Origin of the sequence: Phytobacter sp. RSE-02, from assembly GCF_040578655.1 — a bacterium.
GTDB classification, from domain to species: domain Bacteria; phylum Pseudomonadota; class Gammaproteobacteria; order Enterobacterales; family Enterobacteriaceae; genus Phytobacter; species Phytobacter diazotrophicus.
Map to the genome: position 1 here is coordinate 174,236 of NZ_JBEULY010000007.1, position 17,802 is coordinate 192,037.

At 51.5% G+C, this 17,802-nt stretch carries 15 protein-coding genes; 7 read left to right on the forward strand and 8 right to left on the reverse strand.

Annotated features, from left to right (window positions below):
* Window positions 1-89: 89 nt before the first annotated feature.
* The gene (locus ABU190_RS16425; protein ID WP_103281663.1) at window positions 90-1,280 is read right to left on the reverse strand and encodes a multidrug efflux MFS transporter; all 1,191 of its coding nucleotides are present in this window, start codon (window positions 1,278-1,280) and stop codon (window positions 90-92) included.
* A 170-nt stretch (window positions 1,281-1,450) separates the two neighbouring features.
* The gene (locus ABU190_RS16430) at window positions 1,451-2,134 is read right to left on the reverse strand and encodes an extensin family protein (RefSeq protein WP_354691856.1); all 684 of its coding nucleotides are present in this window, start codon (window positions 2,132-2,134) and stop codon (window positions 1,451-1,453) included.
* An 84-nt stretch (window positions 2,135-2,218) separates the two neighbouring features.
* Here ABU190_RS16430 and ddlA point away from each other — a divergent pair, with 84 nt between their 5' ends.
* Window positions 2,219-3,319, forward strand: a complete 1,101-nt coding sequence (gene ddlA, locus ABU190_RS16435) for a D-alanine--D-alanine ligase (protein ID WP_354691857.1) — start codon at window positions 2,219-2,221, stop codon at window positions 3,317-3,319.
* Here the strand turns inward: ddlA and ABU190_RS16440 are convergent.
* Window positions 3,316-3,552, reverse strand: coding sequence for a DUF2754 family protein (locus ABU190_RS16440; RefSeq protein WP_047371635.1), 237 nt, complete (start codon window positions 3,550-3,552; stop codon window positions 3,316-3,318). The genes ddlA and ABU190_RS16440 overlap by 4 nt on opposite strands.
* A 253-nt stretch (window positions 3,553-3,805) precedes the next feature.
* Here ABU190_RS16440 and ABU190_RS16445 point away from each other — a divergent pair, with 253 nt between their 5' ends.
* Window positions 3,806-4,108, forward strand: coding sequence for a YaiY family protein (locus ABU190_RS16445; RefSeq protein WP_041852564.1), 303 nt, complete (start codon window positions 3,806-3,808; stop codon window positions 4,106-4,108).
* Here ABU190_RS16445 and ABU190_RS16450 read toward each other — a convergent pair.
* The 3 genes from ABU190_RS16450 to ABU190_RS16460 form a co-directional block, all read right to left on the reverse strand.
* Window positions 4,105-5,175 (reverse strand): DUF1615 domain-containing protein, encoded by a 1,071-nt coding sequence (locus tag ABU190_RS16450; RefSeq protein ID WP_354691916.1) that lies wholly within the window; start codon window positions 5,173-5,175, stop codon window positions 4,105-4,107. The genes ABU190_RS16445 and ABU190_RS16450 overlap by 4 nt on opposite strands.
* Before the next feature lie 66 nt (window positions 5,176-5,241).
* Window positions 5,242-6,462, reverse strand: coding sequence for a peptide antibiotic transporter SbmA (sbmA, locus tag ABU190_RS16455; RefSeq protein ID WP_041852566.1), 1,221 nt, complete (start codon window positions 6,460-6,462; stop codon window positions 5,242-5,244).
* A gap of 128 nt (window positions 6,463-6,590) precedes the next feature.
* Window positions 6,591-7,124 carry an isochorismatase family protein gene (locus ABU190_RS16460; protein WP_354691858.1) on the reverse strand — a complete coding sequence of 178 codons (534 nt, stop codon included), beginning with the start codon at window positions 7,122-7,124 and terminating at the stop codon, window positions 6,591-6,593.
* Window positions 7,125-7,320: 196 nt separating this feature from the next.
* On the opposite strand from ABU190_RS16460, the gene ampH reads away from it, so the two are divergent.
* Window positions 7,321-8,478: a D-alanyl-D-alanine-carboxypeptidase/endopeptidase AmpH gene (ampH, locus tag ABU190_RS16465; protein ID WP_041852568.1), complete on the forward strand. Its 1,158-nt coding sequence runs from the start codon at window positions 7,321-7,323 to the stop codon at window positions 8,476-8,478.
* 17 nt (window positions 8,479-8,495) lie between these two features.
* Here the strand turns inward: ampH and ABU190_RS16470 are convergent, their stop codons facing one another.
* On the reverse strand, window positions 8,496-9,122 hold the full coding sequence (locus ABU190_RS16470) for a helix-turn-helix domain-containing protein (RefSeq protein WP_354691859.1): 627 nt from the start codon (window positions 9,120-9,122) through the stop codon (window positions 8,496-8,498).
* A gap of 94 nt (window positions 9,123-9,216) precedes the next feature.
* Window positions 9,217-12,105: an autotransporter outer membrane beta-barrel domain-containing protein gene (locus ABU190_RS16475; RefSeq protein ID WP_354691860.1), complete on the reverse strand. Its 2,889-nt coding sequence runs from the start codon at window positions 12,103-12,105 to the stop codon at window positions 9,217-9,219.
* A gap of 470 nt (window positions 12,106-12,575) precedes the next feature.
* Here ABU190_RS16475 and hemB point away from each other — a divergent pair, with 470 nt between their 5' ends.
* The 4 genes from hemB (at window position 12,576) to ABU190_RS16495 (ending at window position 17,743) form a co-directional block, all read left to right on the forward strand.
* Window positions 12,576-13,547 carry a porphobilinogen synthase gene (hemB, locus tag ABU190_RS16480; RefSeq protein WP_071195863.1) on the forward strand — a complete coding sequence of 324 codons (972 nt, stop codon included), beginning with the start codon at window positions 12,576-12,578 and terminating at the stop codon, window positions 13,545-13,547.
* 131 nt (window positions 13,548-13,678) lie between these two features.
* Window positions 13,679-15,397 (forward strand): GNAT family N-acyltransferase, encoded by a 1,719-nt coding sequence (locus ABU190_RS16485; RefSeq protein WP_354691861.1) that lies wholly within the window; start codon window positions 13,679-13,681, stop codon window positions 15,395-15,397.
* Window positions 15,398-15,572: 175 nt separating this feature from the next.
* Entirely contained in the window at window positions 15,573-16,202 is a 630-nt protein-coding gene (locus ABU190_RS16490; protein ID WP_354691862.1) for a response regulator transcription factor, read from the forward strand.
* Entirely contained in the window at window positions 16,202-17,743 is a 1,542-nt protein-coding gene (locus ABU190_RS16495) for an MASE1 domain-containing protein (protein WP_354691863.1), read from the forward strand. Before ABU190_RS16490 ends, ABU190_RS16495 begins: the two co-directional genes overlap by 1 nt.
* Window positions 17,744-17,802 lie beyond the last annotated feature (59 nt).

The following is a 17,802-nucleotide window of genomic DNA, read 5'->3' on the forward strand; positions in this document are numbered from 1 at the left end:
AGCGAGGCGGGAGATAAAAGAATATATTTTTTCTATAAAGAAATTTTATATCCAGACCGGAGCCAGAAGCTTTCGATCTGGATATTCGTTCAACGTCGCGCTTTACGTAATGCCAGCGCCAGTTGCCAGATATTGCATAAAACCACCAGCGCCGTGGCGACAAATACCCAGCGGAATCCGGCCATCGCCGAGACAGACGCCCCCATCAGCGGCCCGACCACGTTACCCAGATACATAAACGACTGGTTATAACCAAAAATACGTCCGGTCACCTGGTCGCTGGAATATTTAAGCAGCAGCGTTTGAACGGCGGGCAGCATCGCACCATCGGCGAAGCCAAGCATAAAACGCAAAATGCCCAGTTGTAGCGGCGAGGTAACAAACGACATGGCGAAAAATAGCACCACGGCGCAAACTAACGTCGCCATCAGAATGCGCGCCGTACCAATTCGATCGCCCAGTTTCCCCAGACGCGGCGCCGAGATAAGCGCGGAAACACCCGGTATGGCGGCAATCATCCCGCTGAGGAAGGCGATATTGCTGCTGTCGGGCGTCATAGACTGGATAAACAGCGCCAGAATAGGCCCGATAGAGCCATTGCATAACTGGATAACCAGCGTCGTCAGAAAAAGACTGATCACCAGGCCCGGATAAGGTAGCGAGGAAAAGACGGCCTTGCCGCTCAGCCGCTGCGCCTTGCTGACCTTAGGACGCGCCCCCTCTTTGATCAGAAACAGTGTGACCAGAAAACTGACAATCAGCAGCGTTGCGGTAATTAAGAAAACGGTTCGTAAACCAAAATGGTCCGCCAGAAAGCCGCCCATTAACGGCCCGCCAATCACCCCACTGATTTGCGCCGTCGAGAGTGTGCTTAGCGCCCAACCGCTACGCTCACGGGGAGCCTGAGAGGCGACCAGCGCCATCGCATTGGGAATGTAACCAGACGTGAGTCCCATGACGCCACGTAAGATGAGCAACTGCCAGACATTTGTCGCAAAAGCCTGCAGTAAAATGGCGATTGCCATCCCCAGAGAGGCGCGCAATAGCATTAACTTGCGCCCTTTTCTGTCAGCAAGGCTGCCCCATAGCGGTGAAACTATCGCGGAAACCATAAACGTGACGCTAAAGGTCAACCCGGACCACATCGACAACGCTTCGTGAGAAGAGACCCCCAGTTGGGAGACATATAAGGGCAAGAACGGTAAGATTTGACTGATGGCAAGACCGGTGAAAAAACAGCCGAACCATACGGAAATAAGGTTAATTCTCCAGGATTCCATAAACAACAATTATTATTCAGTTTTTGGCAAATTAGACACAGGTTAACAAGAACAGTAATAAGAATACGCACCAGAGGTGCGATTAGCTTTTTTTTGGTGTTTTATCTTCTCTATTCTGCCACAGGCCACAGCCCTGAATATCAACCACACTTATCACGGTAGTTTATGCTTTAGCGACATAGCCGAAATCCACGCATCCCAAGATGAAAATGGTTGGCGTGCGCCGCGTTGTACTCCGGCCCAAGGCCATTGCCATAATACCCACAACTCGCGCTTAACATCGCCTGTAGCCAGGGGCGCGTATCATCGCGCGTCCAGCCTCGCAGTACCGTTACCTGTTGACCGTTTGCCAGATGAAAACCGCTAATATCCAGCGCTTCAGCAGTGGCATGTTCGCTTAGACGGGCATCGGGTCGATTATAGATATTACGGCAGGCGTAACTTCCCAGATGGTCGATGCGTATGAGCGGACTGCCCATAAATTGCTGCGTTAGCGGCCGGGCCTGTTGTTCAACAAAAAGCGCTGAACTGAGTGCCAGCGGGCAACTGGCAAGAAAACTGCTGCTGAGTTTGACCGGGCCAAAATCGCGCACCCGTACCACATTGTTCAGCGGACAGTCACCCTGGGTATCGGCGACAGATGTTGAGGAAATGAGTTGCTGCTGGTTTGCCTGTTGCAGCAACTCAACGCACTGCCCCGGATCGAGCCGGCGTAACTTAAACTGGGTAATGCGGCCTGGCGGATCATTAAGGTGTAATGGTGCGAAGGGGTTGTAGTAGGCGGGCAAATAGCGCCAACCCGCCGCCAGTCCGCCGAGCAAAATAAACAAACCGATGAAGCCTTTCCCTTTCACGCATCCCCTCCATTAATCACTGCAAAACAGTATGGCAGAAGTGATATGGTATGTGCTTTCTGATTCATGTGAGTGAAAGTTGAGATGGCAAAACTGCGGGTAGGGGTCGTGTTCGGCGGCAAGTCGGCTGAACATGAAGTGTCGCTGCAATCGGCAAAAAATATCGTCGATGCAATGGATAAATCGCGTTTCGATGTTGTATTGCTGGGGATCGATAAGCAGGGTCAGTGGCATATCAACGACGCGAATAATTACCTGCAAAATGCCAGCGATCCGGCGCGAATTGCACTTAATCCCTCTGAAAGCAGCGTTGCGCTGGTGCCGGGACAACCGTCACAGCAACTAATGAATGCCAGTGATGCCAAACCCTTCCCACAAGTGGATGTGATTTTCCCGATTGTCCATGGTACGCAGGGTGAAGACGGTACGCTACAGGGCCTGCTGCGCATGGCGAACCTGCCGTTTGTCGGCTCAGATGTGCTGGGCTCCGCCGCCTGTATGGACAAAGACGTGACCAAACGTCTGCTCCGTGATGCGGGTCTCGCTATTGCGCCTTTTGTCACCTTAACCCGTAGTAATCGCGATCGTATGACGTTCTCTGAGATACAAGCGAAACTTGGGCTGCCGCTGTTTGTAAAACCAGCCAACCAGGGCTCTTCCGTTGGCGTCAGTAAAGTCTCCAACGAAGCGCAGTACCATGCCGCCGTCAGCCTGGCGTTCGAATTTGACCATAAAGTGGTGGTCGAAACCGGCATCACCGGTCGCGAGATCGAATGTGCAGTGCTGGGTAATGACGATCCGCAAGCCAGCACCTGTGGCGAAATCGTGCTTAACAGTGAGTTTTACGCTTACGATACCAAATACATTGACGATAACGGTGCGCAAGTGGTTGTACCGGCGGCGATCGCCCCCGAAGTGAATGATCATATTCGCGCTATCGCCGTACAGGCGTATCAGACTCTGGGCTGCGCGGGTATGGCACGCGTCGACGTATTCCTGACACCGGACAACAAAGTGATTATTAATGAGATCAATACATTGCCTGGTTTCACCAATATCAGCATGTACCCGAAACTGTGGCAGGCGAGCGGTCTCGGCTACACCGATTTGATCACGCGCCTGATTGAACTGGCTTTGGCGCGCCATCAGGCTGATAGCGCGCTGAAAAGTTCGATGAACGGTTAATCCTGCGTTTTTTCTTCCTCATTCGCCGCCTCTTCGTTTTCTTCGGGGCGGCGGCGAATGATAAATCCGGCAAGCCAGAAACTGATAACCCAGGTCACCAGCCCGACGGCATAGTTTTGCCAGCCTTTCGTTTCAAAACCCAGCAAACCCACAACGCCATTCAGAATAAAGATCAAACCAATCGCAAACGCATAGTAGTGCCAGTCACGGCGTATTTTTGAAGGCAGCTTCATGACAACTCCGGCAATAAAAACGCCATCCTCGCATATTTGTCATGGCACGTCTGTGGCGCGTACGGAAATTCTGAAATGTTAATTCGATGGTCGAAATGTTACAAAAATGTGAGCACGTACAAAATTTACACATCCGGAATCATTCCCGCTGCGAAATTATCACCATTCCGATGTTGACAATTTAATCGAACTGTCAAAATTACACCGATTCACTGGCTCTGAGCCAACGTAATTAAACGTAGCGGAGGTCTATATGGCTGACTTTACCCTGTCGAAACCCTTTTCGGGTAAAAAAACTCGCGACGCCTCTACGCCCGGTAATATCGCTTATGCCGTGTTTGTGCTGCTCTGCTTCTGGGCAGGCGCGCAACTGCTGAACCTGTTGGTGCATGCGCCCGGGGTCTTTGAACATTTGATGCAAATGCAGGACACCAACCGACCACACGTTGAGATGGGGTTAGGTGTTGGCACCATTTTTGGTCTGGTGCCTTTCCTGATTGGCAGCGCATTTCTGGGCGTGATTGCCCTGGTATTGCGCTGGCGACGTCATCATTAGTTTTTCATCATACATTGCGCCCGACGGTCATCGACACGCTTAGCAAACCAGGCAGTTGTAAGGTTGCGTGTGATCTTCGGGCTTTCCAGTTGGATCCCCGGTAGCATTTCTCGCGGTAACGTTTTCCCGGTTTTCTGTTCTGCCAGACGATAAACGTTCTGGTATAACGCCGTTTTCTCTAAGGCAATACTGTCGCCGGTTTGTAACTGACGGCGGATATCCCTGTCGCTCATCCCCAGTTTCGCCCCCAGTTTTCTGGCTGCCAGCTCCGTTGCACCTGCATCGTTGCTGCCGTACTGAATCAGATCGCCGTCCAGCGCCAGTTTAACGCCGGTCGCTTTGCTTAGTGCATTCTGGAATGCCGCGTTACGGCTGGCGTAATGTCCGGCATTAAAATCAGCAAAGCGATAAAGGGGTACCGTGTAATTTGCCGGATAATTGAGCAGGTGATATGTGCCAAACCACAGGCCACCGCGACGGGTAAAGACCTCTTGTCGCACCGTGCCTTCCATTTTCCACGGGTAGCCGTCGGTGTGTTTCTCGGCAAACGCAACGCTAATTTGCATAGGCCCACCGGTATGCACCGGGTTATAAGAACCAAAAAGCGTCTGCCCCATCGGCACGACGCTGATAAAATCGTCGAAAATTTCACTCAACTGTTTTTCGGTGCGAACCTTGTCCAGACGTTCGCTATAACTTTTGCCATTGGGCGATTCAATTTTCAGCGCGGTGTGTACCAGGGCAAGTGGGATATGTAAACGTGCCGCACGGCGGTCAATCTCTTTCCAGGCGATTTTATTCAGCCCCGGCACCTGCGGATCGGCCTGATAGTTAGACTCCTGCTGCGCAACCGCCAGCACCGAACAGATATTTTCCAGCGTCGGTGCAATCGACTGGCTGCTAAAAGTGGTGGCAATATCTTGCGCCCACGCATCCCGGTCTTTCACACTCGCGGGCATTTTTTCTCTGACCACGCTCGCCACATCGCGGGGCTTCTCCGCTTCGGCCTCCTTCGTCTCTTCTGCGCTGGTTGTGTTTTTCGGTGTCGTACAACCGGCGAGAATCATTCCCGCCAGCAGTGTCATTGTGGTCGCGATAAGACGCGGCGCGCAAACAGGCATATCGTTCCTTGCTTAACTGAAAGTGTTGGTCATTTGCGATGCTGGCGGTGCATTCAACTCGCTTTCAAAGCTGCGCAAACGTTTATAGATGGACATCAGTTCCACCAGCGTGGTCCAGGAGGCTATCAGATACTGGAATGAACTGCGCACCTGTTCAAATACGTTTGTGATTTGGCGCATCAGACCAAAAGTAATCGCCCCGGCGGCGATGGTCGGGAAAAGGACAACCAGACCGAACACCACGTCAACCTGCAGATACAAAATGCGGGCAATGTTGAAATACATATAGTGGAAATAAAGACGGAAATAGTTACGGCGGACGGCGGAAAAGAGCTCTTTTACTGTATGAGGTTTCGCGCGGTTAACGTCATCTTCGCCATACACCAGTTCTTTACGATATGCGGCTTCTACGCGCTGATTTTTGAACTCCAGCCCCGGCAGTTTAATCCCGACAAACGCCAGTAAAAAGGTGCCGGAGAGGGCCCAGGCAATGGACGCAATCACCAGACCATACGGCAGATGCCCCACCAGCGGCAACTCCTGTACGTGTGGCGACAGTGCCACCAGAACCGGTAAAAAAGCAATCAACGTCATGACCGCGTTTATAAAGCTAACACCCATGTCTTCAAGCGTAGAAGCAAAACGCATGGTGTCTTCCTGAACACGCTGCGCCGCCCCTTCGATATGGCGCAACTGGTCCCAGTGCTCCATATAAAATTCGTTCATTGCCGTACGCCAGCGAAAGACATAGTGGCTCACGAAGAAGTTATTTAGCACCGCAACGGTTACCGCAATCAGAGCAATCCACAAAAAGACGCCGATTTCGCTATAAAGCTGACCAATACTGACTTTATTCGGTGCACTCAGCGCTTTTTGAATAAGATCGTAAAATGGCGCGTACCACGCGTTAATCGCGACGTTGATTTCAACCAGAAACCAGGTCACAAAAATGATTAGGGCCGTTCCCAGAATTGACCAGCGCTGCCAGCGATGCGGTGCGTAGAAAAACCAGAATAGCGCAAAGAGGCCAACGCATAATGCGTAGTAGGCATAAAACAGCAGGAAGTTCAGGGACCAGAAGCGCGCCGCGCTGATGGGAACATCCTCAGAAGCGCCAACCAGCCGCATTATCCAGACCTGCCCACCGGCCTGCCAGAAAACGACTGCGATCAGTGCCCAAATAAAGGCCGAAAGAAAGAACAGCTTCGGCTTTGGGAAAAAAGACTTAAACATAATACTCTCCTGCTCACTTCTTATTTTTGTGCATTACTCATACGGCGCACAACACACCTCCGCCACAGGGGCTTCCTGCGGTGGGGGAGCGTTGTGAGAACTGTAGAATCAGACCTGAGCGTAACGCCTTAGTTCGTTTGCCACTCGTGAAGAATTGTTTCGACGGGTTTCACAAAAACGGGGTTATCCGGCACCGTAAGTGTGCGCCAGACCTCATTATAATGGGCGATGAGTGTTTCAGCCGGGGCTGCTGGTCGGTTGGCTGTCGTATGGGCGTCTTCGGCCACGGTAATTGAATACCCACGGCTGGCCCCATTTTTCAGCGTGGTATCGAAACAATAATCTGTCGCACAGCCGCACATGACGAATGCAGAGATATCGTGCTCGCGTAAAACATCCGCCAGCCGGGTACGGTAAAAGCTGTCACAGGCGGTTTTGGTGACATACAAAGCGTTATCAGGCTGGTAAAGATCGGGTAGTAACTGGAACCCTTCGCTCCCCTCTTCCAGTCCACCGCTTTCGATGTGCTGGATGAAAATTACCGTATCCGCCGCCCATGTGAGCTGATTTATCTGCGCTACACACGCTTCGCGTCGAAAACGTGGCGTCGCAAAAACCCCGTTTTGCATATCCACTACCATCACCACTCGCTTACCTGACATTGCTCGCCTCCAGAAATTCGCTGCGGAAAGAAAAAGGGTATCACAACGAAGCGGCTATTTTGTGGTCCGGAAAAAAGTTCATGTTTACCCCTCGTTACGTTATTTCGCGAAATAATGCGCTTTTCGGTGCTTTGAAATATGCTGCCTGGTAGTATAAATACGCATTATCCACTTCTTTCATTTACGGATGCTTTCGTTGAAACGTTGTTTGTTTTTCTCTGCGACGCTCTACGCGTTAACACTGACTTGCGCGCATGCAGCACAACAGTCACCTGATGCTGAGTTTGCGTCTGATATTGTTGATCGTTACGCCAACCATATTTTTTATGGCAGTGGCGCAACAGGGATGGCGATGGTAGCGATTGACGGTAACCAGCGGGTATTCAGAAGCTTTGGTGAAACGCGCCCTGGTTCGAATGTGCGCCCGCAGCTTGATTCGGTTATTCGCATTGCATCGCTCTCCAAACTTATGACCAGCGAAATGCTGGTGAAGCTCCTCGACCAAGGCGTAGTGAAACTCAACGATCCGTTAAGCAAATATGCGCCACCGGGTGCGCGTGTGCCGACTTATCAGGGTGCGCCGATTACGCTGGTTAACCTGGCGACACATACCAGCGCACTGCCGCGTGAACAACCGGGTGGTGCGGCAAAGCGTACCGTATTTACCTGGCCGACCCGCACAGAGCGCTGGAACTGGCTCTCTACGGCGACGTTAAAATCGGCACCAGGAACCCAGGCGGCGTATTCCAACCTGGCATTTGATCTGTTGGCCGACGCTCTGGCGAATGCGGCGGGGAAACCCTACTCTCAGCTTTTCGAAGAGCAAATTACGCGTCCGCTGGGGATGAAAGACACCACGTTTACGCCATCACCTGACCAGTGTCGTCGTCTGATGGTGGCGGAAAAAGGCGCGAGTCCGTGCGATAACACCCTGGCGGCTATTGGTAGCGGTGGTGTTTATTCAACGCCGGGCGATATGATGCGCTGGATGCAGCAATTCCTCTCTTCTGATTTCTACAGCCGTAACAGCCAGGCAGATCGTATGCAGACGCTGATTTATCAGCGCAACCAGCTTACACGTGTTATCGGAATGGATGTGCCGGGTAAAGCCGATGCGTTAGGCCTGGGCTGGGTGTATATGGCGCCGAAAGACGGGCATCCGGGAATTATTCAGAAAACGGGCGGTGGTGGCGGTTTCATTACTTATATGGCGATGATCCCGCAAAGTAATGTCGGTGTGTTCGTGGTGATCACACGTTCGCCATTAACGCGTTTCGTGAATATGAGCGATGGTGTAAACGATCTGGTTAGTGAATTGAGCAACAATAAACCAGTGGTCGCACCTTCGTCCTGATGTGGCCGGGCAGTTGGTCAATACTCATAAGGCAAACGGTTGATTTTCAACAGCTTGCCTTTATGCATTTCGATATAGTTTCCTTTACGCAGCGCGGACAGTACTTCGGCAATCACAGAGCGAGAAACCCCGGTGCGTCGCTGAATATACTGAATAACCCCAACGCGCGCTCTAAGCTGTTCGTCCCAGTCAGACATGGTTAACAGTGATGCCCGAATTTGGTCGTAGGTACTGCTGCCAATAAGCTGACAATCCCGGGTTTCAGCAATGCGGTGCCACCATGTCAGCCACGCAAACGCTTCGCGCCACAGTTGATTTTTATCTATGAGCATCATCGCTAAATCAGAAGGTAAGTAATATCCCGAGCATTCGTTTTGCGCGGTGTATATATACTCGGATGGGCGTTGAACAAGACCTGTACTTAGTCCTTTGATAAAAGGTGCCCTGGCAATACCTAATAATACATCGTTATATTTTCGACTAATGGCGATTTCACCCTGCAGAAGGACAAGGGTAACGTTATTCGGGTCGATTTTATTGAAAGTCAGAATGGCGTCATTAGCTAACTCAAAAGGAATACCATGAGCGGAAAAACATTCATCTAGTAAATATAACTCCGCAAGCGGCTTACTTAATGAAATCATTCAGGTCCCTTATAAAATAAAATTCCCGCCAATCCGTGGCGGGAATTTGGATACTGATAAAATAGCAGGGAAAATATATTCCCTGCCAGATTTATTACCAGGTGTATTTCACGCCAACTTTTGCGCCCCAATCCTGTTCAACGTCGCCGCCGCCCAGATAGTTCACATCAGTGTATGCGCTGAAGTTTTTGGTGAAGCTGAACTGCGTACCCAGACCAACACGAACCGCAGAACCTTCAACACCGTTGTCGATAGAATCGCCATTCACTTTTGCAGTGTTGTTAGAATCATCGTAAACGTATGCCAGGTTGAAGTACGGCGTCAGAGCCTGATCGCTGCCATAGCTGAAGGTATAACCTGTGTTCACGCCCAGTTCATAACGCAGGCTATCGTAGTCCTGATCGCCCGCTTTCATGTTGTTGCTCAGGCGGAAGTTATCACCAGACTGGAACAGACCAGAGATACCGGCATACGGAGTAACATAACCTTTGTCGTTAACTTTCCAGTCGTAACCCAGTTTCAGACCGAAGCCCCATGCATCCGTTGAGGAGTCGCCGTCAACATACTGGCCGTTGGACATGCTGGCAGACAGATCGTTATCGAAACGGCTGTAGCTCAGGTTACCATCCAAGAAGATGTTGTTAGTAAAGCGCGCAGAAGAGTAGATGTACGCAGACTGGCTATCCTGATCAACTTTACCAGAACGATCGCTTACATCACCTTTCGCAAAGCCTGCTGCAGCACCGACGATCCATTTCGCATTGTTACCGTCAACGAAGGTATCAACACCGACCATGATACCGCTAACGTCCTGATCATAGTTGATCACGCCGTTGTCGCCATTCAGGCTGCCACCAAAGTAGCTCACCCATGCGCCACCGTTGTCAGCCAGGCCATGACGACCATTGGTCAGACGGGTAGACAGAGTATCCTGTTGCAGATTCCAGATGTTGGTGTTTGCAGAAGGAATGCTCAGCGCCATGTTCGCGTAGTCGGTCAGTTCCATCTGACGCATAACGACGGTGTTACCTTTCTGCTCAGCCTGATAGGTATACGCACCAAGGTCAGCTTTGTTTGCTGCGCTAAAGGTTGCAGTGGTGTTTTTATCGTTGACGTAGATAAGTTCTTTACCTTTGTAGTCAGCGATACGACCTGCGCCAGTAGAGTTATCGATACGAACTTTGTAGTTACCTTTGGCCGCTACAACATTGTCATCCTTATCATAAACGCTGAATTCCTGGTCGGCATTGTTGAGGTTACCGTTACCATTGACGGTCAGGTGACCATCAGAATTCATAGCAATCACACCATAACCGTACGTTGAATCAGACTTATTCTTCGTATTGGTGTGGGCGTTGACCAGGTCTGCGTCTAACACATAGTCACTGCTGTTGATGTTAAATACGCCGCCTTTATTGAGGTCCATGGTATTCGTACCAAAAGCCCCTGCTTCATAAGCGCCTGCGCCGATGCTGAATTCACCGCCGTTTGATACGGTGATGGTATTTGCATACAGATAAGTGGTTTCATCATTCAGGTCGACTTTACTGTGGCTGTCGACTTTCAGATGATCGGTTGCAACCTGACCGCCAGAGCTCAGGTTCATAGCTGAATTGTTGGTCAGCGTAATGTTGTCCGCGAGCAGGCTTGAACCGTTAGCCACATCAACATGAGAGCCGTTGTTAACAGTCAGGTTGTCGATGTTAGATTTATTGACGGTATTCCAGTGCGAGCCATTGTTCAACTTGACGTTGAATAAACCACTCTGGAAGGATTTATTGTCAACAACGTTGCCCCATTTGTCATAGGTCGACGTCGGCTCCAGGCCGTTAACCGCAACGTCATACATATCTGCCGGACCAATAGCATCGTACTTAAAGATTGCCGCACCGGTCCATTTACTGCCGTTATCCAGCGTAATGTTCAGTTCGTCAACGTTCAGTCCATCGTCAGTCCAGCCGCCGTTGGTATCCAGCACACCATCATTGTTTGAATCATGACCATTCGCGTAGAAGTTGGCATTCCAGCTGCTATTGAAAACGACATCGCCCGTCAGCGTCGAATTGCTGAGAGAAACGTTGTTTTTCATCGAGTAGTTAGACGCAGAATTATCACTGAAAGACATTGCGGTGTCATCGTTAGGAATGATATTTCCTGCAGAATCAGTGTTATAGGCAATATTTCCAGAATAATCGCTTGGTTCTGGAGATTTACCGTAGAAGCCTTCGTTTTCCAGCGGAGTATAAGATCCCGAAGTAATCGCAGAATCTTTTACAACGACATTATTGTCCCAGGTATGGGATTCGGTCGTGTAATCAACATTCGAAGTGTCACCCTGAGAAAGTTCAATACCTGCAACACGGGAATTGGCAGTGATATTGATGTTGCTCTCTACGTCCAGAGTGACGGCAACACCTTGCTTAGCGAACGCTGCTGTACGGTAATCTTTCGATGCAGTTTTACCTTCACCATTCAGATAGCTGTCGGTAAAATAGAAATACTCGTAATCGTCATCAATAGTAGAGTTTTCGATATTCAGAGTGAAGATGTCACCATCATGCCACTTATAATCGACGTTAGTACCGTTGTTCCAGGTATAGCCCCTACCAGCATCGTCAACATAAGCAATCGGACGCTTAGAGGTAATCATACCGTGGATCGTTGAGTTTTTAACATCCAGGGTATTACTCGTACCATTGGCATAATCATGGTTCATGTAATAGGTGGAGAGGACACCGTTTACAACATCATTATTAAACGTCTGATCGTAAGCGCCATCAGCCGCATTATTATAGATGTAACCATGATAAGAAATATAATTGAGTTTATCGTCGACTGTCCAATCATCCCAACTGTATGCGGTATTGGCGTCGTCATGATACCCAAAGGTGTCGTACTTCGTCGCATTTGCCTGAGAAGCAATTGCCAACGTGCAGGCTAATGCTAATTGAGATACTACAAGTTTCTTTTTCCACGAGTGCATTTGTCATCCCTCCTCAGGGACATTATCGTTGGTCCATCAATTATTAATGCATCAAATGCAATAAAATTATTTGCGGGGAAATTATGCCGCAGAAAAAGAAAATGGTTCAATTAAAGTTCACGTAAAGTCCGGATTCGGACACATTAAACATAAATATAAAAAATCAGAATATATAAACATTGCAAAATACTTTAAAATCAAAAAGATATAACTTAATCAATAAATATTAACCCATCAAAAAACACATTGACAGAAGAAATAAAAATACAATTTCCAATTGAAATAAAAATAACATCATGACGAACAATAAATCACACCAATCAAAATTGAACTGATGAATAATTTAATGCAATTTAATGTCTTTACGCATTGTCCTTCATATATTGCCGTTTTAACGCCGATTTTGGTGAAACATACCGGTCACTTTTCGGATACACTGTGCCCTCTGTTCCTAAGACATCAGGCAAATCATGACCGACTTAATCACCCGTCCGCGCCGCCTGCGCAAATCTGCCTCGCTCCGCGCTATGTTCGAAGAGACAACACTCAGCCTGAACGATCTGGTGCTGCCTATCTTCGTTGAAGAAGAGATCGACGACTACAAAGCCATCAGCGCCATGCCTGGCGTGATGCGCATTCCGGAAAAACACCTCGCCCGCGAAATTGAACGCATTGCCAGGGCCGGTATTCGATCTGTGATGACCTTTGGTATCTCTCATCACACTGATGCGACCGGTAGCGATGCCTGGCAGGAAAACGGCCTGGTAGCGCGCATGTCACGGATTGCCAAAGACGCGGTGCCGGAAATGATTGTGATGTCAGATACCTGCTTCTGTGAATACACCTCACATGGTCATTGTGGCGTACTTTGCGACCACGGTGTCGATAACGACGCCACGCTGATTAATCTCGGGAAACAAGCAGTGGTTGCCGCCGCCGCTGGCGCTGACTTTATTGCCCCCTCCGCCGCAATGGACGGTCAGGTGCAGGCGATTCGCCAGGCGCTGGACGCCGCAGGCTTTACCGACACCGCCATCATGTCCTATTCCACCAAATTCGCGTCATCATTCTACGGCCCGTTCCGTGAAGCGGCAGGTACAGCGCTGAAAGGCGATCGTAAAACCTACCAGATGAGCCCAATGAACCGTCGTGAAGCGATTCGCGAATCGCTGCTGGATGAAGCCCAGGGTGCCGACTGCCTGATGGTCAAACCGGCAGGTCCGTACCTCGATATCCTGCGTGATATCCGCGAGCGCACCACGCTGCCGCTGGGCGCATACCAGGTGAGCGGCGAATACGCGATGATCAAATTCGCCGCGCAGGCGGGAGCCATTGACGAAGAGAAAGTCGTCCTGGAAAGTCTGGGCGCCATCAAACGCGCCGGTGCCGATTTGATCTTTAGCTACTTCGCACTCGACCTGGCTGAACGTAAGATTTTGTAAGCCCTCAGGCCCGGCGCGGCTGCCGGGCCTGTTCTCATCGCCTCCCCCGCATTACCATTTATTCATAAAGCTGAAATGCAACTGTCATCCCGTACTTCTACTGTCATCGCAAGACGGCAGGAGGAGCCACCATGTTTAGTCTCGACAATGTACTCGACGACCTCTGGCCACAGGCCAAACCCGCGCCCTGGCAAAAGAATCTGCTCAGGCGTTTATTATACGAACAAGAGTTCCAGCAGTTCGCTGCAAACCATCCCCATCTGAAAGGGCTGGATATGATTGAGCAGGTCCTGGAGCATCTACAAATTCGCTGCACCATCCCCGCATACGATCTTGAACAAATCCCCGAACAAGGCCCCCTGGTGATTATCGCCAACCACCCGACAGGCACGCTGGACGGTCTGGCGCTGATGTATGCGGTTTCTCGCGTGCGTCGCGACGTAAAAGTCGTGACCAACCGCATGCTGAGCCATCTGGAACCGCTCAGCTCCCTGTTTATCCCGGTGGATAATATGGGTGGCGGTCGCACCCGCAAGGCCTCGCTGCAGCAGATGGAAACCCAGTTGCAGAACGGCGGCGTGCTGATTTTCTTCCCGGCTGGTGAAGTTTCACGCCTGACCCGCAAAGGGATTCGCGACGGCAAATGGCACCCCGGTTTTATCAAACTGGCCGCCAAATTCCGCACCCCGCTTTTGCCGGTGTGGATCAATGCCCGAAACAGCCCCCTCTTTTATGGCTGCGCCTTGCTTTCCGATACGCTGCCAATGCTGCTCCTTATGCAGCAGATGTTCCGTCGCCGTGGTACCCAACTGCCCATCACCATCGGTCAGCGTATTCCCTGGGATAGCTGGCATTCGACCTCGATGACTCCACGTGATCTGGCGGATAAATGCCGTAAACACGTGCGACGTTTAGGCAAAAAAGCGCCCGGCGTCTTTAAAACCGAGTGTGCGATCGCCCGCCCGGAAGACCGGGCCACGCTGCGCCGCGAACTTAGCCGGGCGGAATGTCTGGGACGCACCGCTGACGGCAAAATCATTTACCTCTGGCAGCGTCAGGGGCAAGAAGATGCGCCGTTGCTGCGTGAGTTAGGCCGTCTGCGCGAAATTGCTTTCCGTGCGGTTGGTGAAGGTAGCGGCAAGCGTCGTGACACGGATCGTTATGATGATGACTACCTGCATCTGATCTTATGGGATGAAACCGATCTGGAGATCGTCGGCGCGTACCGCTTTACGCCTACGGCGCGTCAGGTGGAAGCGCATGGCCCGGAGGGGCTGTACAGCTATAGCCTGTTCCATTACGACAAACGGATGTCAGAGGTGTTAGAGCACGGCATTGAACTGGGGCGCAGCTTTATTCAGCCGCGTTACTGGGGACGCCGTGGCCTCGACTATCTGTGGTCCGGTATTGGCGCCTATCTGGCACGCTACCCCCAGTATCGCTATCTGTTCGGCCCGGTCTCTATTTCCGGCGGCTTACCGCCCGCAGCACGGGATTTACTGGTTGCCTTCTATCGGTTGTGGTTTCCGGCAAGATGGCCGCTGGCCGAATCCCGCCGCCCCTGGCCTGCGACACTACCGGATGTACTGGCACAGTTTACGGGCGAAGATTACACCGAAGATTTGACGCGTCTTAAGTCGTTGCTAGGCAACCTGGGCTGCGGTATTCCGCCGCTTTACAAGCAATACTCCGAGCTGTGCGACCCCGGCGGCGTGCAGTTTATCGATTTTGGCTGTGACCCGGATTTCAACAACTGCGTAGACGGTCTGGTGCTCGTCGACCTGACCCATTTGAAAGCGAACCGCTATGAACGCTATATCGCCGCACATCTGAATGACACAGCAGCCTGATCCTCAGAAAGGATTTGCGGATGGCCTGGGATGGCCTCAATGGCAACACCTCTTTCTCTTCCCGGAACAGGTTAAATATTGCAATTTTGTTACACCGCTTACATATCATTGACCAGAGCATTGCCACGCGAAAACCAGACGGCATCATAAAGCTTTAGGCTTATGAGAGTGCGTTATGATTCGTGTGGTTCTGGTGGATGATCATGTGGTGGTGCGTTCAGGATTCGCCCAACTTCTTGGCCTTGAAGACGATCTCAGCGTCACCGGGCAATACAGTACCGCCGCCGAAGCCTGGCCTGCGCTATTAAAAAGTGATGTGGATGTCGCGGTCCTTGATGTCGCCATGCCGGATGAAAATGGTCTGAGTCTGCTGAAACGCCTGCGGGCGCAGCGCCCTGATTTTCGCGCCATCATTCTAAGCATCTACGATACCCCTGCCTTTGTGCAAAGTGCACTGGACGCGGGAGCCAGCGGCTATCTGACCAAGCGCTGTGGCCCGGAAGAACTGGTGCGCGCGGTGCGTTCCGTCGGTCTTGGCGGCCATTATCTTTGTGCCGATGCGCTAAAGGCGCTGCGCGGCGGGATCGAACCGAACAAAGTCCTGGCGTCCCTGACACCACGTGAGCGGGAAGTGTTTGATTTACTGGTGAAAGGCGATAGCGTCAAAGAAGTCGCGTTCAAACTCGATCTCAGCCATAAAACGGTGCATGTTCACCGTGCCAATGTGCTCGGTAAACTGAACTGCGCCACCACCATTGAGCTGGTCCATTTTGCGCTTAACCATAATCTGCTGGCGAATCACTGATGTCGCGTTCATTACGCCACGGGATCATCTCGCTGTTTATTGTGCTGGCATGGGGGCCTGGCTGGCTAATGCTGTGGACGCTCAGTTTCTACCTCACCCATAACGGCCAGCAGGCGGTGCTCTTTCTACCGCATGGTGTCTATCTGGCACTGCTGATTTTGCTCTCGCGTCGTTTCTGGCCAGCCTTATTGCTCCCCCAGTTGGCGCTGATTTTCTGGCTGCACAGCGAGCAGCTCCTGAGTGGCTATACGATGCTGGCCGCGCCCATCATCAGCCTGCTTCCGGCGCTGATGACGCAACATTTCTGGCACCGCTTTCCGCTCTACTGGCAGCGATTGTCCCTGTTGTTGACTGCCGTTACCGCCAGCGCACTGATGCATACCCTGCTGCTCGCCCCTTTTTTGCAAAGCACCATGCTGCTGGCGGGCCTGGCCTCGTTCACCGGCGGGGTGCTGCTGACACCCTTTGTCTATCTCATTTTTGAATTCTTACGTCAGCAACATCGCCATCATCTGCTTGGCCTTGACACGATAGCGCCACCGTTACGGACCTCGCTTATCATCTGGTGCAGCCTCTTTTTTATTATCGGGATCGGCACGCAGATGGTGCTGTCACCGCAGATTGAACGCCTGTTATTGATCGTGGTGTTTTTACCCAACGTGGTGATGGCATGGAAGTTCGGCTGGCAGGGCGGCGTGCTTTCTGGCCTGCTCGGCAGTATGTTGATCACGATCGCCCGTCAGATTGGGGTGGGGTTTAGCGACCTGTTGGAACTGGAAATCTTCCTTGCGACGCAAGCGCTGCTGGGGATTGGCCTGGGTATCGCCATCAGCCGTCAGCAACATCTGGCGCAAAATCTGCACCACTACCGCAAACGGCTGGAGGCGGAATTACAGGCCCGCCGGGTGTTGACCGAGAAACTTATCCATACAGAAGAGGACACCCGCAAAAGTCTCGCCCGCGAACTGCATGACGAAATTGGCCAGAATATTACCGCCATCCAAATTCAGTCACAGTTGGTAAAGCGGGCGGGCGAAACAGATCGGGCGCTGGAAGCCGCGAATCAAATCAACGAACTCGCCAGGCGCATCCACCACTCTACCCGGCAACTGTTGCGCCAGCTTCGCCCACCGGTGCTGGATGAGCTCTCGTTACAAGAAGCCCTGCACCATCTGGTTAACGAATTTGCCTTTGCTGAGCGCGGTATTACCTGCCATTTCGATTATCGGCTAAGTGCTCCCCCTGCCAGCGAAACCCTGGTTTTCACCCTCTATCGCCTGCTGCAAGAGTTACTCAATAACGTCTGCAAACACGCCTGCGCCAGTGAAGTGCGCATCGCCCTTAGCGAGCAAAACGGCCGTCTGTGTCTCGAAGTGCATGATAACGGCCTCGGTATAGCCGCTGAGAAGATGCCGGGCTTTGGTATCCAGGGAATGCGCGAACGTGTCCATGCCCTGGGGGGTGAGCTGACGCTTGAATCGCGTCAGGGCACGCACGTAACTGTTAACCTGCCCACAATTTTGCAACAAAACCCGCTCTGACCAGGAAAAAGTCTTAGTCACCTGGGGAGTTTCTCTCATCCGCTTTCGTTTGCGCTTAC

Excerpts from the sequence above, each read along its gene's own strand:
- ABU190_RS16425 (WP_103281663.1), bottom strand. The coding sequence starts at position 1,280 with ATGGAATCCTGGAGAATTAACCTTATTTCCGTATGGTTCGGCTGTTTT.
- ddlA (WP_354691857.1), top strand. The coding sequence starts at position 2,219 with ATGGCAAAACTGCGGGTAGGGGTCGTGTTCGGCGGCAAGTCGGCTGAA.
- ABU190_RS16440 (WP_047371635.1), bottom strand. The coding sequence starts at position 3,552 with ATGAAGCTGCCTTCAAAAATACGCCGTGACTGGCACTACTATGCGTTT.
- ABU190_RS16445 (WP_041852564.1), top strand. The coding sequence starts at position 3,806 with ATGGCTGACTTTACCCTGTCGAAACCCTTTTCGGGTAAAAAAACTCGC.
- ABU190_RS16450 (WP_354691916.1), bottom strand. The coding sequence starts at position 5,175 with ATGATTCTCGCCGGTTGTACGACACCGAAAAACACAACCAGCGCAGAA.
- sbmA (WP_041852566.1), bottom strand. The coding sequence starts at position 6,462 with ATGTTTAAGTCTTTTTTCCCAAAGCCGAAGCTGTTCTTTCTTTCGGCC.
- ABU190_RS16460 (WP_354691858.1), bottom strand. The coding sequence starts at position 7,124 with ATGTCAGGTAAGCGAGTGGTGATGGTAGTGGATATGCAAAACGGGGTT.
- ABU190_RS16470 (WP_354691859.1), bottom strand. The coding sequence starts at position 9,122 with ATGATTTCATTAAGTAAGCCGCTTGCGGAGTTATATTTACTAGATGAA.
- ABU190_RS16475 (WP_354691860.1), bottom strand. The coding sequence starts at position 12,105 with ATGCACTCGTGGAAAAAGAAACTTGTAGTATCTCAATTAGCATTAGCC.
- hemB (WP_071195863.1), top strand. The coding sequence starts at position 12,576 with ATGACCGACTTAATCACCCGTCCGCGCCGCCTGCGCAAATCTGCCTCG.
- ABU190_RS16485 (WP_354691861.1), top strand. The coding sequence starts at position 13,679 with ATGTTTAGTCTCGACAATGTACTCGACGACCTCTGGCCACAGGCCAAA.
- ABU190_RS16490 (WP_354691862.1), top strand. The coding sequence starts at position 15,573 with ATGATTCGTGTGGTTCTGGTGGATGATCATGTGGTGGTGCGTTCAGGA.
- ABU190_RS16495 (WP_354691863.1), top strand. The coding sequence starts at position 16,202 with ATGTCGCGTTCATTACGCCACGGGATCATCTCGCTGTTTATTGTGCTG.